We start from the raw sequence: 18096 nt of genomic DNA, 5'->3' as shown, positions 1-18096 counted from the left end.
CCACTGGTCGGCGCCGTCCCACCGCGGCACGGCGCGGCGCCGGCCCGGCCGGCCGCGGCAGGTCGGGCGCCGCGGCAGGTCGGGCATCGCGGTGCACTGCGCGAGAATGGCGGCATGACCGACCACGTCGAAGCCGTCAGCGCGGAGATGCGCAACGCCAAGGTCCGCGCCGCCACCGAGCACACGACGGTCGGGCAGGTGGCGACCACCGACGGGCGCGTGAGCATCGCGTGCGCCTGCGGCATGGAGCTCACGAACGGGCCGACCTGGTCGCTCGACGAGCACATCCGGCTGCACCGCGCGGAGGCGCGGTTCCTCGCACTCGCCGCCGTGGCACCGGCCGGCATCCCGCGGCTGGTGCGCTGGCCCCTCTAGACCGCGGCGTGCTCGTGCGGCAGGCCGAGCTCGTGCGCCCGCTCGTGCGCCTCCCGCGCAGCGATCCGCGCCTGCACGTCCGCCCGGCGCAGGGGTGGCACCGTCGTCGGCGGCTGGCGCCGCTGCGGAAGGTCGTCCAGCAGCCGCGCGGTGATCTCCGCGACCCGCCGGACGGCGTCCTCGAACGGCTCACGGGTGGCGTCGCTCAGCGACTGGACCCCGGTCACCTTGCGGACGTACTGCCGCGCGGCGGCCTCGATCTCCTCCGAGGTGGCGGGTGGCTCGAGCCCTCGGAGCGTGGTGATGTTCCGGCACATGCCGCCGACGCTACGCCGCCGCCCCGACGCGCGTCTCCAGGTCCAGGAGTGCGCGCTTGGCCGCCGCCCCGCCCGCGTACTGCCCGGGCATCCCGTCCGAGCGCACCACCCGGTGGCACGGCAGCACGACCGGCAACGGGTTGAGCGCGCACGCCGTGCCGACGGCCCGCACCGCTCGAGGGCTCCCGGCCAGGTCCGCCATGTCCGCGTAGCTGACGGTGCGCCCGTACGCGATGTCGGGCAGGTGCAGGACCACGTCGCGCCGGAACCCCCGCAGCAGCCGCAGGTCCAGCGGCACGTCGAACGTGGTCCGGCGGCCGGTGAAGTACTCGTCCAGCTCGCGCGCCACGTCGTCGAACCGGTCGGGCGCCTCGAGCACGCGAGGACTGACGGTCGCTGCGAGCGCGTGCAGGACGGCGTCGTGGTCCTGCACGTCGAACGCCACGCGCACCAGTCCCGCCGCGGTGCGCGCGAGCAGCAGCCGGCCGACCGGGCTGTCGACGGTGCGGTAGGCGACGTCCAGAAGACCATCGGCCGCGGCGGCCGCCACGAGGCGCGCGTGGAGCCGGGCGAGGTCCGCCTCGTCCACGTCGGTCACGCGGGTCATAGCTCCTCCTGGTCGATCGTGGGGTAGGTGCGGCGCAGGGTCGCGACGCCGTCCGATGCTGCGCGGCGCACCGCTGCCGCCGTGCCGCCGACGAGTGCGGCGACATCGGCGTACGGGAGCCCGCCGAGGTGGTGGTAGGCGACGGCCTCGCGCTGCCTGGGGGGCAGCGCCGCGACCGCGGACCACAGGTCGAGGTGCCGGTCCGCCGGCTGGACCACCCGGTCCGGGACCTGCGCGACCGGCACCGCGTGCCGGGAGGCCCGCCGCACGACGTCGACCGCCTTGCGGTGCGCGATCGTCACCAGCCAGGCCTCGACGTTGGCGTCGGACGGCAGGTCCGGGTACGCGCGCAGGGCCGCCAGGAACGTCTCCGACCAGGCGTCGTCGGCATCGACCGGCCCGACCACCGCGCGGCACACGCGCAGGACCGTGGCGCCGTGCCGGGCGACCACCCGCTCGAAGGGCTCCTTCATGCTCACAGTCTGCAGACGCACGAAGCCCCCCGTGTGTGAGGTCCGCCTCCTACAGTGGGCCGGTGACCTACCGCGAGGAGGACTCCGCGACCCGCAAGCCCGTGCTGCTGACCGTGGACGACGACCCCGCCGTGTCCCGGTCCGTGGCCCGTGACCTGCGGCGGCGCTACGGGAGCGCGTACCGCGTGGTGCGCGCCGACTCGGGCCCGCTGGCGCTGGACGCGCTGCGTGACCTGCGGCTGCGCGGCGACCAGGTCGCGGTGCTGCTGGCCGACCACCGGATGCCCGGAATGACGGGCATCGAGTTCCTCGAGCAGGCGATGGACATCTACCCCCAGGCGCGGCGCGTGCTGCTCACCGCGTACGCCGACACCGACGCGGCCATCGACGCGGTCAACGTCGTCGACCTGGACCACTACCTGCTCAAGCCGTGGGACCCGCCGGAGGAGAAGTTCTACCCGGTGCTCGACGCGCAGCTGGAGGCGTGGACGGCGAACCCCCCGAGGACGGTCGTCGAGACCAAGGTGGTCGGCCACCGTTGGTCGGCCCGGTCGTCGGAGGTCCGGGAGTTCCTGGCGCGCAACCAGGTGCCGTACCGCTGGTACTCCAGCGACAGCCCCGAGGGTCGCGTCCTGCTGGACGCGGCGGAGGCCGACGCCACGAGCCTGCCCGTGGTCGTGACGACGCAGGGCGGCGTGCTCGTCGCGCCGACCGACGCCCAGCTGGCGCAGCAGGTGGGTCTGTCCGTGAACGCGTCGGAGCGCTTCTACGACCTCGTCGTCATCGGCGCCGGCCCCGCCGGGCTCAGCGCCGCGCTGTACGGCGCCTCCGAGGGACTGCGGACCGCGCTCGTGGAGCGGACGGCGACCGGGGGCCAGGCGGGGCAGAGCTCGCGCATCGAGAACTACCTGGGCTTCCCCGACGGGGTGTCGGGCGCGCAGCTCACCGAGCGCGCGCGGCGGCAGGCCCTGAAGTTCGGGGCGGAGATCGTGCTGACCCGCGACGCGGTCGCGCTCGAGGTCCGCGGTGCGGGGCGCTCGGTCCGCTTCGACGACGGCAGCACGGTCGACGCCCACACCGTGATCGTCGCCAGCGGCGTCGCGTACCGGGAGCTCGCTGGCCCGGGGATCGGCGAGCTGACCGGGCGCGGCGTGTACTACGGCTCGGCCCTGACCGAGGCGACGGCCTGCGAGGACCAGGACATCTACGTGGTCGGCGGCGCCAACTCGGCGGGCCAGGCGGCGATGTACCTGTCCCGGCACGCACGCTCCGTGACCCTCGTGGTGCGCGCCGGCTCGCTGGACCAGTCGATGTCCCGCTACCTCGTCGAGCAGGTGGAGGGCAACGACCGGATCCGCGTGCGCACGCACAGCGAGGTGGTCGAGGCCGTCGGCGCCGAGCACCTCGAACAGGTCGTGCTGCGCGACACCGTCACGGGCGAGCAGGAATCCGTGGACACCGGCTGGTTGTTCGTGTTCATCGGGGCCGCACCCCTGACCACGTGGCTGGACGGCACCGTGACCCGTGACGAGCACGGGTTCGTGTGCGCCGGGCACGACCTGCTGGTCGAGGGCAAGGCACCCGACTCGTGGCCGCTCGACCGTCCTCCGTACCACCTGGAGACGAGCGTCCCCGGGGTGTTCGTGGCCGGCGACGTGCGCGCCGAGTCCGCCAAGCGTGTGGCGTCCGCCGTGGGCGAGGGCGCCATGGCCGTGATGCTCGTCCATCGTTACCTGGAGCAGCTGTGACCACCACCGAACCGATCGCGGCCACCACGGCGACCCGCCTGCCGTGCGACATCGACGAGCTGCGGACCCTGTTCCTCTTCGAGCGCCTCAGCGACGAGCAGCTCACGTGGTTGTGCGGGCACGGGCACGTCGAGCACGTCGAGCCGGGCATCCTGTACCGCGAAGGAGAGCCGGCCGCCAGCTTCTACGTGCTGCTCGACGGCTCGCTCGCGCTGTACCGCCGGGTCGGCACGGACGACGTCGAGATCACCCGCACCGGCCAGGTCGGCGTGTACGCCGGCGCCTGGGGGGCCTACCTCGACGACCGGGTCCCGCAGACCTACACCCAGACGTTGCGCGTCCTGGAGCCGTCGCGCTTCTACGTGCTGGCCGCCGAGGACTTCGCGTCGCTCATGAGCGACTGGTTCCCGATGGCGGTGCACCTGCTGGAGGGCCTCTTCTTCGGTCAGCAGAGCACCCAGGCGGCGACGGGCCAGCGCGAGCGGCTGCTGGCGCTGGGGTCCCTGTCGGCCGGCCTGACGCACGAGCTCAACAACCCGGCCGCCGCCGCGACCCGGGCGACGGCGACGCTGCGTGAGCGCGTCGCCGGGATGCGGCACAAGCTGGCCCTCATCGCCTCGGGTCCGTACGACCGCGACCAGCTGGCGCAGATCATCCACCTGCAGGAGAAGGCGGTCGTGGCCCTCGCGCAGCAACGGGCGTCCGGGGTCGTGCCGAGCGCGCTGGAGGTGTCCGACCTCGAGGACGCGCTCGCGGACTGGATGGACGAGCACGACATCGCCGAGGGCTGGGAGCTCGCCCCGAGCTTCGTGGCCGCAGGCCTGGGCCCGCAGTGGCTCGACGGGGTCGCCACCTGGGTCGGTCCCGACATCCTCGAGGGCGCCGTGCGGTGGTTGGCGTACACGCTGGAGACCGAGTCGCTGATGAACGAGGTGCAGGACGCGACGAGCCGGATCTCGTCCCTCGTCGGCGCCGCCAAGCAGTACTCGCAGATCGGTCGGGCGCCCGACCAGGACGTCGACATCCACGAGCTGCTCGACAGCACCACGACCATGCTCGAGCGGAAGATCGGTGACGGGGTCACCGTGGTCAAGGACTACGACCGGACGCTGCCACCGATCCACGTGCTGGCCGCCGAGCTGAACCAGGTCTGGACCAACCTCATCGACAACGCGGCGCAGGCCATGGACGGCCACGGCACGCTCACCCTGACGACGCGGCGCCGCGACGACTGGCTCGAGGTCGAGGTCGCGGACACCGGCCCGGGCATCCCGGACGGCGTCGTGGGCCGGATCTTCGAGCCGTTCTTCACCACCAAGCCCGTCGGGTCGGGCACGGGCCTCGGGCTCGACATCTCCTGGCGGATCGTCACCGGACTGCACCACGGGGACCTGAGCGTCACCTCCGTGCCCGGCGACACCCGTTTCCTCGTCCGGCTGCCGTACTCCCCGACGGAAGGACCCACCCCGTGACCGACACCGCGATCGACCCCACCGTGCCGCCCAGCGGGAGCGGCTGCGTCGAGTGCGACGCGACCGGGAGCTGGTGGTTGCACCTGCGCCGCTGTGCCACCTGCGGGCACGTCGGCTGCTGCGACACGTCACCCAACCAGCACGCGACGGCGCACTACCGCGCGACCGGGCACCCCGTGGTGCGCACGTTCGAGCCCGGCGAGGACTGGTTCTGGGACTACGCCGCCGACGACTACACCGACGGCCCACCCCTCGCGCCGCCCGAGCACCGACCGCTGGAACAGCCCGTGCCAGGTCCGGCCGAGCGGGTGCCGGCGGACTGGCGGCGTCGCCTGCACTGAGCGGCTACAACCCGCCCGGGATCCTGACATACGCTGCGCAACGCAAACACGCCGGGCGTGCAGCCCGACGACCCGGATTCAGCAACGAGCCCGGCCCAGAGCTCCTTCCCCGCTCACCGGGGCCTACGCGGAGGACGTCGTGCCCACCCCCACCCCCAGCCCCGCCCAGGTCGGTCGCTTCCGGTACACCGCACCCACCGGCAGATGGACCTGGTCGGACGGCATGTTTCGGATCCACGGCATGGCCCCCGGCGAGGTCGTGCCGACGCTGGCGCTGATGTCACGCCACGTCCACCCCGACGACCGGGGCCGGGTCATGGACGCCCTGAGCCAGTGCGCCGTCGACGGCGAGCCGTTCGGCTGCCACTACCGCCTGCTGGACCTGACCGGCGGCGAGCGCTCCGTCACACTGACGGGGGCCGGTGACCCGGACGGGGACGCACCGCGCACGGTGTCCGGGTTCCTGGTGGACGTCACCGCGTCCCAGCGTGACGCGGTCGCGCGCCGGGTGAACCAGGAACTGACCCAGGCCCTGCAGTCGCACGCCGTGATCGACCAGGCCAAGGGCGCGCTGATGCTCGGGTACGGGATCGACGGCGAGGCGGCCTTCGAGCTGCTGCGGTGGGGCTCCCAGCAGCGCAACGTCCGGCTGCTGACGCTCTCGGAACGGCTCGTCGCCGCGGTCGAGAGCGGTGGCGGGCTCGGGTCGGAGACGCGCCAGCGACTGGACGACTTCTACGTCGAGAGCTTCACCGAGCCGACACCCGAACCGCCCGCCGCGCGGAACTCCCCCACGCTGCTGGCCACGTTCGACACCTCCGACGGCGTCCCGGTCGTGCGCATCGACGGTCCGGTGGACCTGGCCACCGCGCACGAGTTCACGGCCGCCGTGACGCAGCTGATGATCACGGCACGCGAGGTCGGCGAGATGGTCGTCGACCTGCGGCTGGTGACGCACCTGGGCTCCGTCGGGGTCTCCGCCCTGAGCGCCGCCAACCGGCGCAGCACGGCGGCCGGGGTCAAGATGCGGATCGTGCTCTCCGCAGGGATCGGCCTCGGTCTGGTCGGGGCGCACGACCTGGACATCGTGACCGCGCCCGCGCCGTCGCGGACGCGCCTGAGCGCTCCCACCGGCTGAGGCGCACGCGGATGGCCACCGGCGGGTACGCCGACGAGTCTGCCGTGCTGCACGCGTTCGACGGCTCTCCCGGGATCCAGATCGTCGTCCGCTCCACCGACCTGCAGGTCGTCGCGGCCAACCGCGGTGCCCGGGAGTGCCTGGACCGCAGCGACCTGGTGGGGCTGCGCCTCCCGGAGCTGCGGGCTCCGGGCGTGCAGGTCGTCGTGACCGCCCTGTCCGAGGTGGCCAGGACGGGGGTGCCGTTCCACGAGAACCTCGTGCCGGTCGTGACCGACTGGTCGGGCCGGTCCGGTGGCCGGTGGATCGACCTGCGCGTCTCGCCGTGGCTGGACGCGTCCGGGAACGTGGTGGGCGCCGTCGCTGCCGGCGTGGACGTGACCGAGCACGTCCGAGCTGCCGGTCGCGAGCGCGCGCGCGCCGCCGAGGCCGACGAGCTCCTCGCCCGTGCCCGGGAGGTCACCGGACGCCTGCAGGGCGCGCTCCTGCCCGCGACCGTCCCGCTTCTTCCTCGGCTGGACGTCGCCGCGTCCTACCTGCTGGCCCGACCCGAGCAGGACGGCGGCGCCGGCTGGTTCGACACCGCGTCGCTCTCCGACGGGCGGGTGGCGCTGGCCGCCGGCCACCTCCCGGGCGGTGTCGAGGCGTCGGCCGCGACGAGCGAGCTGCGTACCGTGCTGGCGGCGCGACTCTCCGAGGGTGCCGGCGTCCTCGAGGCTCTGGAGGCGGCGGAGGCGTACGCCGAGCGTGTCGGCCTCCACCGCACCACCGCCTGCATCGCGTTCCTGGACCCGCGCTCGGGCGAGCTGGAGTACGCGACGTTTGGCCACCCGACGCCCCTCGTCGTCGGACCGGACGGCACGCGGAGCCTGCCGGCGGCCAGCGGCCGGCGGCCGGCCTCGCGCTCCGAGCAGCGGGTGCTGCGCGCCGCGCTGCGCGACGGTGAGGCGATCGTCCTGTACGCCGACGGTCGCGAGGGCGGCCCCGGGCAGGACGCCTTCGCGCCGCTGCACGTCGCGACCGGGGGCGTCTGGACGGCGGACTCCTCCGTCGCCGCGGACCTCTGCCGGGACGTCTCCGGGGTGCTCACCGCGGAGGGCCGGGCCGACGACGTCACGGTGCTCGTCGCCCACCGCCGCACGCCTCCCGCACCGCTCGACCTGGTGGTGCCCGCCGAGGCTCGGCAGCTGGCACCGGTGCGGGGCGAGATCGAGGCCTGGGCCCGTGGCGTCGGCCTCGGCGACCGCGACCGCGCAGGCCTCGTGCTGGGCGTCAGCGAGGCCGCGGCCAACGCCGTCGAGCACGCGTACGGCACCGCGGCGGACGCGGCCGTCGGCACGGTCGAGATCCACGCCGCGGTCCACGATGACGCGACCGTCGAGGTGGTCGTCCGGGACCATGGCCGATGGCACGAGCCGCCCTCCGACCCGGGCGACCGCGGGCGGGGGTTCCCCATGATGTTGTCGGCGGGCCTCCAGGTCCGTGTCGTGACCGGGTCCACCGGCACCGCGGTCACCCTCAGATGCCCTGCGCGGCGGCCGGTGTCCCTCGCGCAAGCGGATGCCGAAGCCGACGACGGCAGGCCGCAGGTGGTCCCTCTCGCCGGACGCTGACCGGGCCAGTCAGGTGTGCGCCGCCGCGAGCGGCGCGTCCGCGCCCTCCACCCGGATCTCGACCCGGCGGATCATGTCCGTCGTGATGCTCGACGACGCGCCCAGTCCGCGCGCCCCCACGTTGCGCGCCAACCAGGTCGCCACGACCGTGGTCGTGCCGTCCTCCTCGACGAGCACGAGCTCGTAGACCGGCCCCGTGCCGTCGGCCCAGGCCTTCTCCGGGTAGCTGCACTCCCAGTCGATCCGGGTGCCCCAGCCCTTCTCCTGCAGGGTCAGGTCGGCGCTGACGGCCACGGCGCCGACGGGCTCGAGCTCGAGGGCCCGCACCGCGGCGGTGGCCGACGGGGACGCCACCGGCGCCGTCGTCCCCGCGGGGCGGCCGAGCTGGACGCCCGCCACCCCGCCGAGCAGCAGCAACGCCGCCGCCGCTCCGACCAGCCTGACCCGCCCGCGCCGGCGGACCCGCTGGGCCGCGCGAGCGACCGACGCCAGCTCGACCACGTCCGCGGCGGGGCCGCCGAGGGTCGCAGCCTCCTCGGCCGGAACCAGCCGGAGCAGCCCCGGCAGCCCGGCGAGCTCACCGACGGCCGCCCGGCACGGTGCGCAGGTGCGCAGGTGCTCCTCGAAGGCGCGGCGGTCCGCTGGACCGAGCGACCCGAGGACGTAGGCCGCGTCCCAGTCACGGAACGCGTCGTCGCTCGACACGGTGGGCTCGTCCTCGTCCCGGCCGGTCATGAGGTCACTCCTCTCTCCTGGAGCGCGAGCCGCAGCGCTCGCAGTGCGTAGTGCATCCGCGACTTGACGGTGCCCTCGGGCACCTGGTGCTCGCGGGCGAGCTCGGCGACGGACCGTCCCCCGTAGTACGCCCCGACCACGACGGCCCGGTGCTCGGGGGTGAGCTGTTCCAGCGCATCGGCCACCAGCCAGCTGTCGAGGACGGCCTGGGACGCGTCCGGCTGGGCGGTGTCCGGTGCGTGCTCCGTGCTGCGCTCCCGCACGTGCCGCGCGCTTCGACGGTCATCGATCACGAGGTTGCGCACGACCGTGTAGAGCCAGGCGCGGGTCGCGCCCTCGTCGCGGGTCAGGACCTCAGGGTGCGTCCATGCCCGGACCATCGCCTCCTGCACCACGTCCTGGGCGAGCGCGTGGTCACCGGTCAGGCGGACGACGTAGTGCTGCAGGGGGCGCGCGTACGCCTGGTGGAGCGCTCGCAGGAGTGCGTCGGCCTCATCCGCCACGCCGCCTCCCTGGTCTGCCCGTCGGTCCTACCCCGTCAACGGCGCACGCCGCCCTGAGGTTCAAACCCCGGGACGATCCGACGCGACGTCCCCCGCCGAGCGAGGCGGCGCCCCTGTGGCCGTCCGATTCGCGGTGGTACGTTCCGCGTGACGCGGGGGTCCTGAGCACGGCCGAGTTCGAGGCCCAGAAGAGCCGCATCCTGTCGAGCTGACGCCGCCTGCTCAGCCGGCCAGGGCAGCGCGCAGGAACGCGATGTCCTGCGCCTGGCTCTCCGCGGGCGTCTCGACGAGCGCGTCGCAGCCGGCCTCGCGCACGACGTGCGCGATCAGCTCGGGCGGGATCGTGCCCGAGGCGAAGCCTGCGTGCCGGTCGCGGCCCGAGCCGGCGGGGTCCCGCGAGCTGTTGGCGTGCACCAGGTCGATCCGCCCGGTGATCCCGCGCACACGCTCGACGATCGTCTCCAGGTCCTCACCCGCCGCCCAGGCGTGGCACGTGTCGAGGCACAGGCCGACCTCGTACTCCCCGATCGCGTCCCACAGCATGGCGAGGCGGTCGAGGGTGCGCGCGCACGCGTTCTCCCCGCCCGCCGTGTTCTCGACGAGGACCCGCACGGGGAACGTCGCGCGCTCGAACGTCTTTCGCCAGTTCTCGATCCCGACGGCGATGTCGTCGCCGTCGCCCACGTGCCCGCCGTGCACGACGAGCCCGCGCGCACCCAGGCCCGCGGCCGCGGCCGCGTGCTGGGCGACCATGTTCCGGCTGGGGATGCGGATCCGGTTGTTGGTCGACGCCACGTTCACCAGGTACGGCGCGTGCGCGTAGACCCCGAGCCCGGAGGCCACCAGCGCGTCCGCGTCGTCGCGCGGGACCGGCTTCTTCCAGCCCTGCGGGTGTGCCAGGAACAGCTGGACGCACTGGGCGTCCAGCTCGGCGGCTGCCGCCACCGGGTCGTCTCCACGCACATGCGCGCCGATCAGCACCACGTCGTCCTCCCTCTGCTCGGGCATGCGCCAGGCTAGACCCGGCCGTGCACGCCGGCGTGCTTCGCCGCTCAGTCCCCGGCCGCGGCCAGCAGGCGCAGGCCCAGCAGCCGCGGTGTGGAGCGACCCTCGCCGGCGTGGATCACGACGGGGATCTCGACGTTGAGCTCCCGACCGAGCGGTAGGCCGACCTCCTGGACGACCCTGCGACCGAGCGGGTCCGGCTCGAGCAGCTCGTCGAGGACGACCTGGCCCGCGGCGACGACGCGCAGCGCGGTCGGCTCGGTGTCGCTCAGCCACTCCAGGCGCAGCGATGTCGCCGTGCTGCGCCAGTCGAGCACGGTCAGGCGGATGTCGCCCGTCGCGGACCGCCACCGCTCGTCACCCTCCCGCCCGACGACCGTGCCGCTGCCCACGACCCCGTGGTCGACCTCGGGCTGCTGCTCACCGAACGCCACCTCGTCCAGCGTGCGAGCCGCGAGGCTCAGGGAGGACTGGTCGACGGCCTGCAGTGCGGCCCGGCGCCCGACGGCGTCACCGTCGGGCGCGAACGGCCACGCGGCGACGTAGCGCGCGTCGTGGAGCGTCGCGAACGGCTCGAGCACGATCGGCAGACCGTCGATGTCGCGCATCGTGAACCCGTCCGGCGTCCGGCTGATCGACCTGCCCGACCCGGGGCCGAGAACCGGTGCCTCGGCCAGCGGTCGCAGCGGACCACCGGCGACGTGCCCCATCCGGGTGGGGGCCGCGACGTAGCTCACCGTGTCGTCGGGCACGCGCTCGGCGAGGACGAGCGGGCCCCAGAGCGCCTGCGCCCAGGGCCCCCCGTCGGGGCTCTGCTCGAGGCGGGCGGCCGCCGGCAGCACCAGGTCCACCGTCGTCGTGCCGGCCCACTCGCGGTCCACCCGCAGGCGCGACCCCGCGGCCACGGCCGTCCGCTCGGCGTCGATGGTCGCGGTCGCGGCGGTGCCCACCCAGCTGGGGATGCGTACCGCGAGCGTGAAGCGGGTCGGCTGCGCCGCCGTGACCTCGAGGGTGACGCGCTCCGTGAGCGGGTAGCCCGAGCTGACCCGGACGGTGACGCCCCGGTCCCGCCAGCGCGCGGTCGCGTCGAGCAGCAGGTTGACGCCGAGCTCGTCCCCGGACGTCGAGAACGCCCAGGCGCCGTGCCTGGTCGGCGTCTCCAGCCCGGTGCCGACGCAGCACCAGAACCCCTGCTCCGGCGCCGAGTAGCTGCGGTAGTGCCCGGGACGCATCGAGGTGAAGTAGACGAAGCCGCCGTCGGGGTGCTGCGTCGAGAGCAGGTGGTTGACCAGCGCGCGCTCGGCGACGTCGAGGTAGTCGTCGTCGCCCGTGGTCCGGAACAGCTCGGCCGAGAGCTTGACCATGTTGTAGGTGAGGCAGCTCTCCGGACCCTCCCGACCGGTGAACATCGGGGAGAAGTCCTCGGCGGAGTGGAAGTTCTCGCGCACGCTGGCCGCCCCGATCGCGACGGACCGGCGCCGGGCCACGGAGGTCCAGAAGGTCTGCGCCCCGACGCGGCAGGCCTCATCACCAGCGGCATCCTCGAGCGAGCGCGCAACCCGGTCGACGGTGGCGAGCCCCACCGCGACCGGCGCCTGCGTGTTGGCGTGCTGCCCGTCGAGCTCGTCCCGGCCCGCGACGAGCGGCTCCGCGATCGCGGGCAGGAGGCGTCGCGCCGTCGCGAGGTGCCGCGGCTCCCCCGTGAGCTCGGCGACCCGGGCGAACGTCTCGACCAGTCCCCCCGACTCGGTGACGAGCACCCGGGCCAGGGCGGCGTCGTCGAGGTCCGCCAGCAGGCGCTCCCACCACCGCACGACGTCGGTGAGCACAGCGTCGGCGCCCGAGACCTGCGCCGTCACGGCATCGACCAGCCCTGCGACCGTCTTGTGCAGGTTGTACAGCGGGACCCACCGGTCGTTGAGGTGGAACGACGTCTCCCGGATGTCGCCGGTGCGGAGCTCGTCCCACAGCGCCCCGCCCCCAGGGATCCCCCCGACGTAGCCGGTGCCGCCGGCGACCTGGCACTCGCGCAGCCCCGCGACCAGCTGCTCAGCCCGACCCCGCACCTCGGGGTATCCGGACTGCGTCAGGGAGGAGAGCGCGGACAGGACGTGACCGGCGGTGTGCCCGTCGAGCCCCGAGGACTCCCAGCCGTCGTACGACGCGGCGACCGGCGGCAGCCCGACCTCCCGCCGGAACGGTGCGAGCAACCGGTCCACGGACAGTCCGAGAAGGGTCTCGCGGACGCGCTCCTGCGCGGTCCGGAACAGCCCCGGCCCCAGCTCGACGGCGGACAGCGGCAGGAAGTCGGCAGACGTCATGGCGGCCGTGACCCCTCGTCGGATGGTCGAGCCCCGGCTCGCTGCCGGGCGGAGGCACGATGATCCCATCCCCCGAGGTCACGACCCGACGACGTGGTCCCGGTGCGTCCCGGGTGCGGGCTGCCCTCCCCCGCGCTTCAGCATCGCGTCGACCAGGACCGCCGGACGCTCACGTCAGCGCAGCAGCTTCCGGCCCTTGGTGGCGGCCGACTCGACCGCCCGCAGGCCTCGCGAGCCCAGCGTCGGCCCCGCCTTGCGGCGTTCGACCCGCTCCGCCAGCCGGCGGGCGATCGACGAGACGACGGGGAGCAGGACGGCCGCCACGACGATGAGTCGCAGCCGTCGGAAGACGAGGGCCCACATGGTGCCTCCGGTGGTCGGGGGTCGACGCACGCTGTCGGACGCCGGTGCCCATCGTCGGTCAGGGTCGTGCACGGCGCACCCCGAGGCGACGGTCAGCGGGCGCCACCCTCGGCGAGCAGCGCGAGCCGGTGCAGCGTCTCGGTGTTCCGCGGCACCAGCAGGGCGGTACGCACCGGCCGAGGGACCAGCGTGCCCGGACCGCGGACGGCGTCCTCGATCATCCGCACGTCGCTCCCGCCGTCGGGTCGGGAGCGGACGTCGATCCTGATCCGCGCCTCGCCCACCGGCCAGCCCCGGGCCTGGACCTCGATGCCTTGCTGCGGATCCCACGAGAGCACCGTCGTGTCGTCGTCGAGCAGCGCGGGCCACACGCCGACGGAGTGGTCGATGCGCGAGCCGACGGCTGGCCACCCCGGTTCGACCGCCCGGATCCGCGAGGTGCCCACGACCCACGTCGCGTACGTCCAGCCGTCGGCGAGAACGCTCAGGACCCGCTCGGGCGGGCAGTGCATGACGCGGGTGACGGTGGCCATGCACCGAACCTAGCGAGCCGTGCGCGACGAGCAACCCGGCCGGTTCGGAGTGCGGTCCGTCGGGGCCGCGGTTAGCGTCGCCGTGCGCGGAGCCAGCGGCGCACCCTGCTCGACCGCACGACGCTCGACACGGAGGCGCACATGCATGCTCTGACCTGGCAGGGACGCGAGAAGGTCAGCGTCGACGAGGTTCCGGACCCGTCGATCCAGGAGCCGACGGACGCGATCATCCGGGTGACGTCCACGGCCATCTGCGGCTCGGACCTGCACCTCTACGCCGTGCTCGGCGCCTTCCTGGACGCCGGTGACATCCTCGGGCACGAGGCGATGGGCGTCGTGGAGGAGGTCGGCTCCGCCGCCGGCTCGCTGCGGGTGGGCGACCGCGTGGTGGTCCCGTTCGGGATCGCGTGCGGCACGTGCTGGATGTGCACACGGGGGCTGTACTCGCAGTGCGAGACCACGCAGGTGCGCGAGCAGGGCAAGGGCGCCGCGCTGTTCGGGTACACCAAGCTGTACGGACAGGTCCCCGGCGGTCAGGCGCAGTACCTGCGCGTGCCGCAGGCCCAGTTCGGGCCCGTGGTGGTGCCGGACGACGGGTCGCCCGACGAGCGGTACCTCTACCTGTCCGACGTCCTGCCGACGGCGTGGCAGGCCGTCGAGTACGCGCAGGTACCGGCCGGCGGGACCGTCGGCGTGCTCGGCCTGGGGCCGATCGGCCAGATGAGCGCCCGGATCGCCGCCCACCGCGGCGCGTCCCGGGTGATCGGCATCGACCGGGTCCCGGAGCGACTCGCGATGGCGCGCCGCCACGGCATCGACGTCATCGACCTGCGTGAGACCAAGGACCTCGTAGCGGCCGTGCTGGACCTCACGGACGGCCGGGGCGTCGACGCGGCGATCGACGCCGTGGGCATGGAGGCGCACGGCTCGCCGGCCGCGTCGGTCGTGCAGCGGGCCGCCACGTTCCTGCCGGACGCGCTCGCGACTCCTGTGATCGAGAAGGCCGGCATCGACCGGCTCGCGGCCCTCCAGTCCGCGATCGCCATCGCCCGACGCGGCGGCACGGTCTCGATCTCCGGGGTGTACGGCGGCGCGGTCGACCCGCTGCCGATGATGACGATGTTCGACAAGGGCCTCACGCTGCGCATGGGGCAGGCCAACGTGCGCCGGTGGATCGACGACCTCCTGCCGCTCGTGACCGACGACGCCGACCCGCTGGGCGTGCTGGACCTGCGCACCCACCGGCTCCCGCTGCGGGAGGCGCCCGCGGCGTACGAGATGTTCCAGAAGAAGCACGACGGCTGCATCAAGGTGGTGCTGGACCCGCAGGCGGGCTGAGGCGCGGCTCGGGTGGCGACCGCATCGCGGCTGGCCTAACGTCCAAGGTGTCGAACGACGAGAGTCGCCCGGCGGACCGTCACCCGGGACAGACCCGTACCCGGGCATGGGACGGGTGTGTGGCGCTGTGGCCCGCACACCCTGAGAGCCGGGTCACGGAAGCGCACGAGCGTTTCCCGCCCTCTCCATGCAAGGCGGTCGCGCGGCAGAAGGTCCGCGCCCAACAAATGCCCCTCGGAGCACGCCCGGCAGTGGCCGGGCGGCCCTTCGACGACCCGAGAAGAGACACACGCCATGACTGACGACTACACGAGCAGCTATCCGCACGGCGACGGCGGATCCGGCACGGACGGCGGAGCCAGCACGGCGGACACCGCCAAGGAGCAGGCCAAGACGCTGAAGGAGAACGCCGCGGGGGCCGGTGGGCACCTGGTCGGCGAGGCCAAGAGCGAGGCCGCGGCCGTCACGCAGGAGGCGCGCCGCCAGCTGAGCGACCTGTGGACCCAGGCACGCACGGAGGTCACCGACCAGGCGAGCAGCCAGCAGACCCGGCTCGCAGGCGGTCTCACCGCCGTGGGGGGCCAGCTCACGCAGATGGCCTCCGCACCCGAGGAGCAGAACTTCGCGACGGACATCGTGCGCGAGGTCGGCGACCGCGTGGACGCGCTCGGCCAGTGGCTCGAGAACCACGGACCCGACGAGGTGCTCGAGGAGGTGCGCACCTTCGCGCGGCGCCGTCCCGGCACCTTCCTGCTCGTGGCCGCGGGCGCGGGCGTCGTCATCGGTCGCCTCACGCGCGGGCTCAAGGACGCGACGCCGACCTCGTCGACGAGCGCCTCGCCCGCGACCACGTCCGTCCCCACCGCACAGCCGGTGGCGGAACCGACCGAGGTCCTGCCCGTCTACGCCGACGTGGCCCAGGAGCGCCCGCAGCTCCCCGACGAGGTCGGCTCGCCCGTGCCCAGCACGACCGGTTGGGACCAGCGATGACCGAGCCGCTCGGCGCACCCCCGCGCCAGTCCGTCGGGGAGCTGCTCGGCGAGGTCACGCGTGACCTGTCCAACCTCCTGCACCAGGAGGTCGAGCTGGCCAAGGCCGAGGCTCGCCAGTCGGCGAAGGCCGCCGCGAAGGGCGGGTCCATGTTCGCCGGGGCCGCCGTCGCCGGCCATTTCGTCCTGCTGTTCCTGTCGCTCGCCCTGTGGTGGGCGCTCGGTGACGCGATGGACTCGCTGGGCTGGTCCGCCGTCATCGTCGCCGCACTGTGGGCCGTCGTCGCGGCCGTCCTGGCCGCGCGTGGCAAGGCCGAGAGCAAGCGCGTCGGCGGCATGCCGCAGACAGCCGACACCGTCAAGAAGATCCCGAACGCACTGCAAGGTCACGAGGAGAAGAACGCATGAGCACCGATCCCGACCAGATCCGCGAGGACATCGAGCGCACCCGTAGCGAGCTGAGCTCGGACGTCGACGCCCTGACCGACAAGGTCAGCCCGACGCAGGCCGCACAGCGCCAGGCCGACAAGGTCCGCTCGGCGGTCACGGGCGTCAAGGACAAGGTGATGGGCGGCGTCTCCGACGGCGCCGGCTCCGTCGGCTCGACCGCGTCGTCACTGGGCGGGTCGGTGTCCTCGCTCGGCCAGTCCGCCGCAGGTCTTCCCGACGCCACGAGGAACCGTGCGCGCGGGAACCCGTTGGCGGCGGGCCTCGTCGCCTTCGGCGCCGGGTGGCTGATCTCGTCCCTGCTGCCGAGCACCCGCCGGGAGCAGGATCTCGCTCAGGCCACGAAGGAGCAGGCCGCCCCCCTCGTGCAGCAGGCCAAGGACGCCGCGCAGGGTATGGCCGACAACCTGCGCGAACCCGCGCAGGAGGCCGTGGCCGCCGTCAAGGACCGCGCGACGGAGGCCGGGTCCACGCTCCAGGAGGAGGGACGATCGGCAGCCGACGACCTCCGCTCCGGGGCGACGGACGCCGCCGACTCGGTCAAGGGCGCGCACGCGGACGAGGGCAACCGGTCCGGGTACTAGAAGCCTGCGCGGCGGGGCACATCGTGGTGCCCCGCCGCGTGGCACGGACCTCACACCGGGAAAGGAAGTCGAGTCGCGATGACCACGCACGACGCGAGCGGCGTTGAGAGCACGCAGAAGACGGCAGCACCGGACCCGGACGACCCGCGCAAGCCGGACTCCCCCGGCGACATGACCAAACGGTCGTGGCTGTACGTCCTGCGCAAGACCGTGCGGGAGTTCACCAAGGACCAGTGCACCGACCTGGCCGCAGCGCTGACCTACTACGCCGTGCTGGCCATCGCCCCCGCCCTCCTGGCCATCGTGTCGGTCCTCGGCTTCGTGGGGGACCCCGAGAAGATGATCACCGACGTCCTGAAGATCGCGAGCGACGCCGGCGTCTCCTCGGTGGACGACACGCTGAGACCGATCCTCGACAACCTGACCTCGGCGCCGGCCGCCGGGCTCGCGTTCGTCCTCGGCCTCGCCCTGGCGCTGTGGTCGGCCTCGGGCTACGTCGCGGCGTTCAGCCGCGGGATGAACCGCGTGTACGAGATCGACGAGGGCCGGCCCATCTGGAAGCTGCGCCCCGTGCTCCTGGTCGTGACCGTGGTGCTGGTCCTGATCGCCGTGGTGGTCGTCGCCGCCGTCGTGCTGTCCGGTGGGGTCGCCCGCTCGATCGGCGCGGCCGTCGGACTGAGCGATGCCGCGGTCACGGTCTGGAACATCGCGAAGTGGCCAGTCATCGTCGCCCTGGTCGTCACGGCGATCGCGGTCCTCTACTACGCGACGCCCAACGTGCAGCAGCCGAAGTTCCGCTGGATCAGCCTCGGCGCCATCGTCGCACTCGTCGTGTGGGTGCTCGCCTCCGCGGCGTTCGGGTTCTACGTCACCAACTTCTCGAGCTACAACGAGACCTACGGCTCGCTGGCCGGCGTGATCGTCTTCCTGCTCTGGCTGTGGATCACCAACCTGGCGCTGCTGTTCGGGGCGGAGCTCGATGCCGAGATCGAGCGCGGACGTCAGCTGCAGGCCGGCATCGAGGCCGAGCGGACCATCCAGCTTCCGCCGCGCGACACGCGTGCGAGCGAGAAGAAGCAGGCCAAACAGGAGGAGGACGTGCAGCGGGGTCGTGCCCTGCGTCGACAGCGCGGGTGAGGCCAGGACGGTTCGACGAACGGGCGCCGGGTCCACCCGGCGCGACGACAGAGGAGT

20 protein-coding genes are annotated in these 18096 nt (G+C 73.6%); 11 read left to right on the top strand and 9 right to left on the bottom strand.

Going from position 1 to position 18096, the window contains the following annotated elements; translation table 11 throughout:
- The first annotated feature begins 114 nt into the window (after positions 1-114).
- Complete coding sequence (locus KG102_RS08880; RefSeq protein WP_208213449.1) at positions 115-375, top strand: hypothetical protein; 261 nt, start codon at positions 115-117, stop codon at positions 373-375.
- Here the strand turns inward: KG102_RS08880 and KG102_RS08875 are convergent.
- From KG102_RS08875 to KG102_RS08865, 3 genes are read right to left on the bottom strand one after another with little or no spacing between them, the layout of a single operon-like run.
- Positions 372-692, bottom strand: a complete 321-nt coding sequence (locus tag KG102_RS08875) for a DUF2277 domain-containing protein (RefSeq protein ID WP_208289929.1) — start codon at positions 690-692, stop codon at positions 372-374. The two genes, KG102_RS08880 and KG102_RS08875, sit on opposite strands and share 4 nt — an antisense overlap.
- A 10-nt stretch (positions 693-702) precedes the next feature.
- A complete protein-coding gene (locus KG102_RS08870) occupies positions 703-1299 on the bottom strand; it encodes a methylated-DNA--[protein]-cysteine S-methyltransferase (protein ID WP_208213451.1) in 597 nt (198 codons plus the stop codon).
- A complete protein-coding gene (locus tag KG102_RS08865; protein WP_208289930.1) occupies positions 1296-1772 on the bottom strand; it encodes an RNA polymerase sigma factor in 477 nt (158 codons plus the stop codon). Before KG102_RS08865 ends, KG102_RS08870 begins: the two co-directional genes overlap by 4 nt.
- Before the next feature lie 62 nt (positions 1773-1834).
- On the opposite strand from KG102_RS08865, the gene KG102_RS08860 reads away from it, so the two are divergent.
- The 5 genes from KG102_RS08860 (at position 1835) to KG102_RS08840 (ending at position 8084) form a co-directional block, all read left to right on the top strand.
- Positions 1835-3520: an FAD-dependent oxidoreductase gene (locus KG102_RS08860; protein ID WP_208289931.1), complete on the top strand. Its 1686-nt coding sequence runs from the start codon at positions 1835-1837 to the stop codon at positions 3518-3520.
- Positions 3517-4992, top strand: a complete 1476-nt coding sequence (locus tag KG102_RS18965) for an ATP-binding protein (RefSeq protein ID WP_208213454.1) — start codon at positions 3517-3519, stop codon at positions 4990-4992. Before KG102_RS08860 ends, KG102_RS18965 begins: the two co-directional genes overlap by 4 nt.
- On the top strand, positions 4989-5333 hold the full coding sequence (locus KG102_RS08850; RefSeq protein WP_208213455.1) for a UBP-type zinc finger domain-containing protein: 345 nt from the start codon (positions 4989-4991) through the stop codon (positions 5331-5333). The genes KG102_RS18965 and KG102_RS08850 overlap by 4 nt, the downstream gene beginning before the upstream one ends.
- Positions 5334-5472: 139 nt before the next feature.
- Positions 5473-6471, top strand: a complete 999-nt coding sequence (locus KG102_RS08845; protein WP_208289932.1) for an ANTAR domain-containing protein — start codon at positions 5473-5475, stop codon at positions 6469-6471.
- A gap of 11 nt (positions 6472-6482) precedes the next feature.
- Positions 6483-8084 (top strand): ATP-binding SpoIIE family protein phosphatase, encoded by a 1602-nt coding sequence (locus tag KG102_RS08840; RefSeq protein ID WP_208289934.1) that lies wholly within the window; start codon positions 6483-6485, stop codon positions 8082-8084.
- 9 nt (positions 8085-8093) lie between these two features.
- Here KG102_RS08840 and KG102_RS08835 read toward each other — a convergent pair whose 3' ends face one another.
- The 6 genes from KG102_RS08835 to KG102_RS08810 form a co-directional block, all read right to left on the bottom strand.
- Positions 8094-8819, bottom strand: a complete 726-nt coding sequence (locus KG102_RS08835; protein WP_208213458.1) for an anti-sigma factor family protein — start codon at positions 8817-8819, stop codon at positions 8094-8096.
- Positions 8816-9322: a sigma-70 family RNA polymerase sigma factor gene (locus KG102_RS08830; protein WP_208213459.1), complete on the bottom strand. Its 507-nt coding sequence runs from the start codon at positions 9320-9322 to the stop codon at positions 8816-8818. Before KG102_RS08830 ends, KG102_RS08835 begins: the two co-directional genes overlap by 4 nt.
- A gap of 222 nt (positions 9323-9544) precedes the next feature.
- Positions 9545-10330 carry a deoxyribonuclease IV gene (locus tag KG102_RS08825; protein ID WP_208289936.1) on the bottom strand — a complete coding sequence of 262 codons (786 nt, stop codon included), beginning with the start codon at positions 10328-10330 and terminating at the stop codon, positions 9545-9547.
- Between the two features lie 44 nt (positions 10331-10374).
- The gene (locus KG102_RS08820; protein WP_208289937.1) at positions 10375-12648 is read right to left on the bottom strand and encodes a beta-L-arabinofuranosidase domain-containing protein; all 2274 of its coding nucleotides are present in this window, start codon (positions 12646-12648) and stop codon (positions 10375-10377) included.
- 174 nt (positions 12649-12822) lie between these two features.
- Complete coding sequence (locus KG102_RS08815; protein WP_208289938.1) at positions 12823-13011, bottom strand: hypothetical protein; 189 nt, start codon at positions 13009-13011, stop codon at positions 12823-12825.
- Positions 13012-13103: 92 nt separating this feature from the next.
- Positions 13104-13544, bottom strand: a complete 441-nt coding sequence (locus tag KG102_RS08810; RefSeq protein ID WP_208289940.1) for an SRPBCC family protein — start codon at positions 13542-13544, stop codon at positions 13104-13106.
- A gap of 141 nt (positions 13545-13685) precedes the next feature.
- Between KG102_RS08810 and KG102_RS08805 the strand changes: the two genes are divergently transcribed.
- The 5 genes from KG102_RS08805 to KG102_RS08785 all read left to right on the top strand — a co-directional run bounded on the left by KG102_RS08805 (position 13686) and on the right by KG102_RS08785 (position 18039).
- Entirely contained in the window at positions 13686-14882 is a 1197-nt protein-coding gene (locus KG102_RS08805) for a zinc-dependent alcohol dehydrogenase (RefSeq protein ID WP_208289941.1), read from the top strand.
- A 294-nt stretch (positions 14883-15176) separates the two neighbouring features.
- The gene (locus tag KG102_RS08800; protein WP_208213465.1) at positions 15177-15872 is read left to right on the top strand and encodes a hypothetical protein; all 696 of its coding nucleotides are present in this window, start codon (positions 15177-15179) and stop codon (positions 15870-15872) included.
- Positions 15869-16279, top strand: coding sequence for a phage holin family protein (locus KG102_RS08795; RefSeq protein ID WP_208213466.1), 411 nt, complete (start codon positions 15869-15871; stop codon positions 16277-16279). Before KG102_RS08800 ends, KG102_RS08795 begins: the two co-directional genes overlap by 4 nt.
- On the top strand, positions 16276-16902 hold the full coding sequence (locus KG102_RS08790; protein WP_208213467.1) for a DUF3618 domain-containing protein: 627 nt from the start codon (positions 16276-16278) through the stop codon (positions 16900-16902). Before KG102_RS08795 ends, KG102_RS08790 begins: the two co-directional genes overlap by 4 nt.
- Before the next feature lie 78 nt (positions 16903-16980).
- Positions 16981-18039 (top strand): YihY/virulence factor BrkB family protein, encoded by a 1059-nt coding sequence (locus KG102_RS08785; protein WP_208213468.1) that lies wholly within the window; start codon positions 16981-16983, stop codon positions 18037-18039.
- Positions 18040-18096 lie beyond the last annotated feature (57 nt).

It is taken from the genome of Cellulomonas fengjieae, from assembly GCF_018388465.1.
GTDB lineage: Bacteria > Actinomycetota > Actinomycetes > Actinomycetales > Cellulomonadaceae > Cellulomonas > Cellulomonas fengjieae.
This window is presented reverse-complemented; position numbering and strand designations above follow the sequence as displayed.

Coding starts and splice junctions, on each gene's coding strand:
- KG102_RS08880 (WP_208213449.1), top strand. CDS start 115: ATGACCGACCACGTCGAAGCCGTCAGCGCGGAGATGCGCAACGCCAAG.
- KG102_RS08875 (WP_208289929.1), bottom strand. CDS start 692: ATGTGCCGGAACATCACCACGCTCCGAGGGCTCGAGCCACCCGCCACC.
- KG102_RS08870 (WP_208213451.1), bottom strand. CDS start 1,299: ATGACCCGCGTGACCGACGTGGACGAGGCGGACCTCGCCCGGCTCCAC.
- KG102_RS08865 (WP_208289930.1), bottom strand. CDS start 1,772: ATGAAGGAGCCCTTCGAGCGGGTGGTCGCCCGGCACGGCGCCACGGTC.
- KG102_RS08840 (WP_208289934.1), top strand. CDS start 6,483: ATGGCCACCGGCGGGTACGCCGACGAGTCTGCCGTGCTGCACGCGTTC.
- KG102_RS08835 (WP_208213458.1), bottom strand. CDS start 8,819: ATGACCGGCCGGGACGAGGACGAGCCCACCGTGTCGAGCGACGACGCG.
- KG102_RS08825 (WP_208289936.1), bottom strand. CDS start 10,330: ATGCCCGAGCAGAGGGAGGACGACGTGGTGCTGATCGGCGCGCATGTG.
- KG102_RS08820 (WP_208289937.1), bottom strand. CDS start 12,648: ATGACGTCTGCCGACTTCCTGCCGCTGTCCGCCGTCGAGCTGGGGCCG.
- KG102_RS08815 (WP_208289938.1), bottom strand. CDS start 13,011: ATGTGGGCCCTCGTCTTCCGACGGCTGCGACTCATCGTCGTGGCGGCC.
- KG102_RS08810 (WP_208289940.1), bottom strand. CDS start 13,544: ATGGCCACCGTCACCCGCGTCATGCACTGCCCGCCCGAGCGGGTCCTG.
- KG102_RS08805 (WP_208289941.1), top strand. CDS start 13,686: ATGCATGCTCTGACCTGGCAGGGACGCGAGAAGGTCAGCGTCGACGAG.
- KG102_RS08800 (WP_208213465.1), top strand. CDS start 15,177: ATGACTGACGACTACACGAGCAGCTATCCGCACGGCGACGGCGGATCC.
- KG102_RS08795 (WP_208213466.1), top strand. CDS start 15,869: ATGACCGAGCCGCTCGGCGCACCCCCGCGCCAGTCCGTCGGGGAGCTG.
- KG102_RS08790 (WP_208213467.1), top strand. CDS start 16,276: ATGAGCACCGATCCCGACCAGATCCGCGAGGACATCGAGCGCACCCGT.
- KG102_RS08785 (WP_208213468.1), top strand. CDS start 16,981: ATGACCACGCACGACGCGAGCGGCGTTGAGAGCACGCAGAAGACGGCA.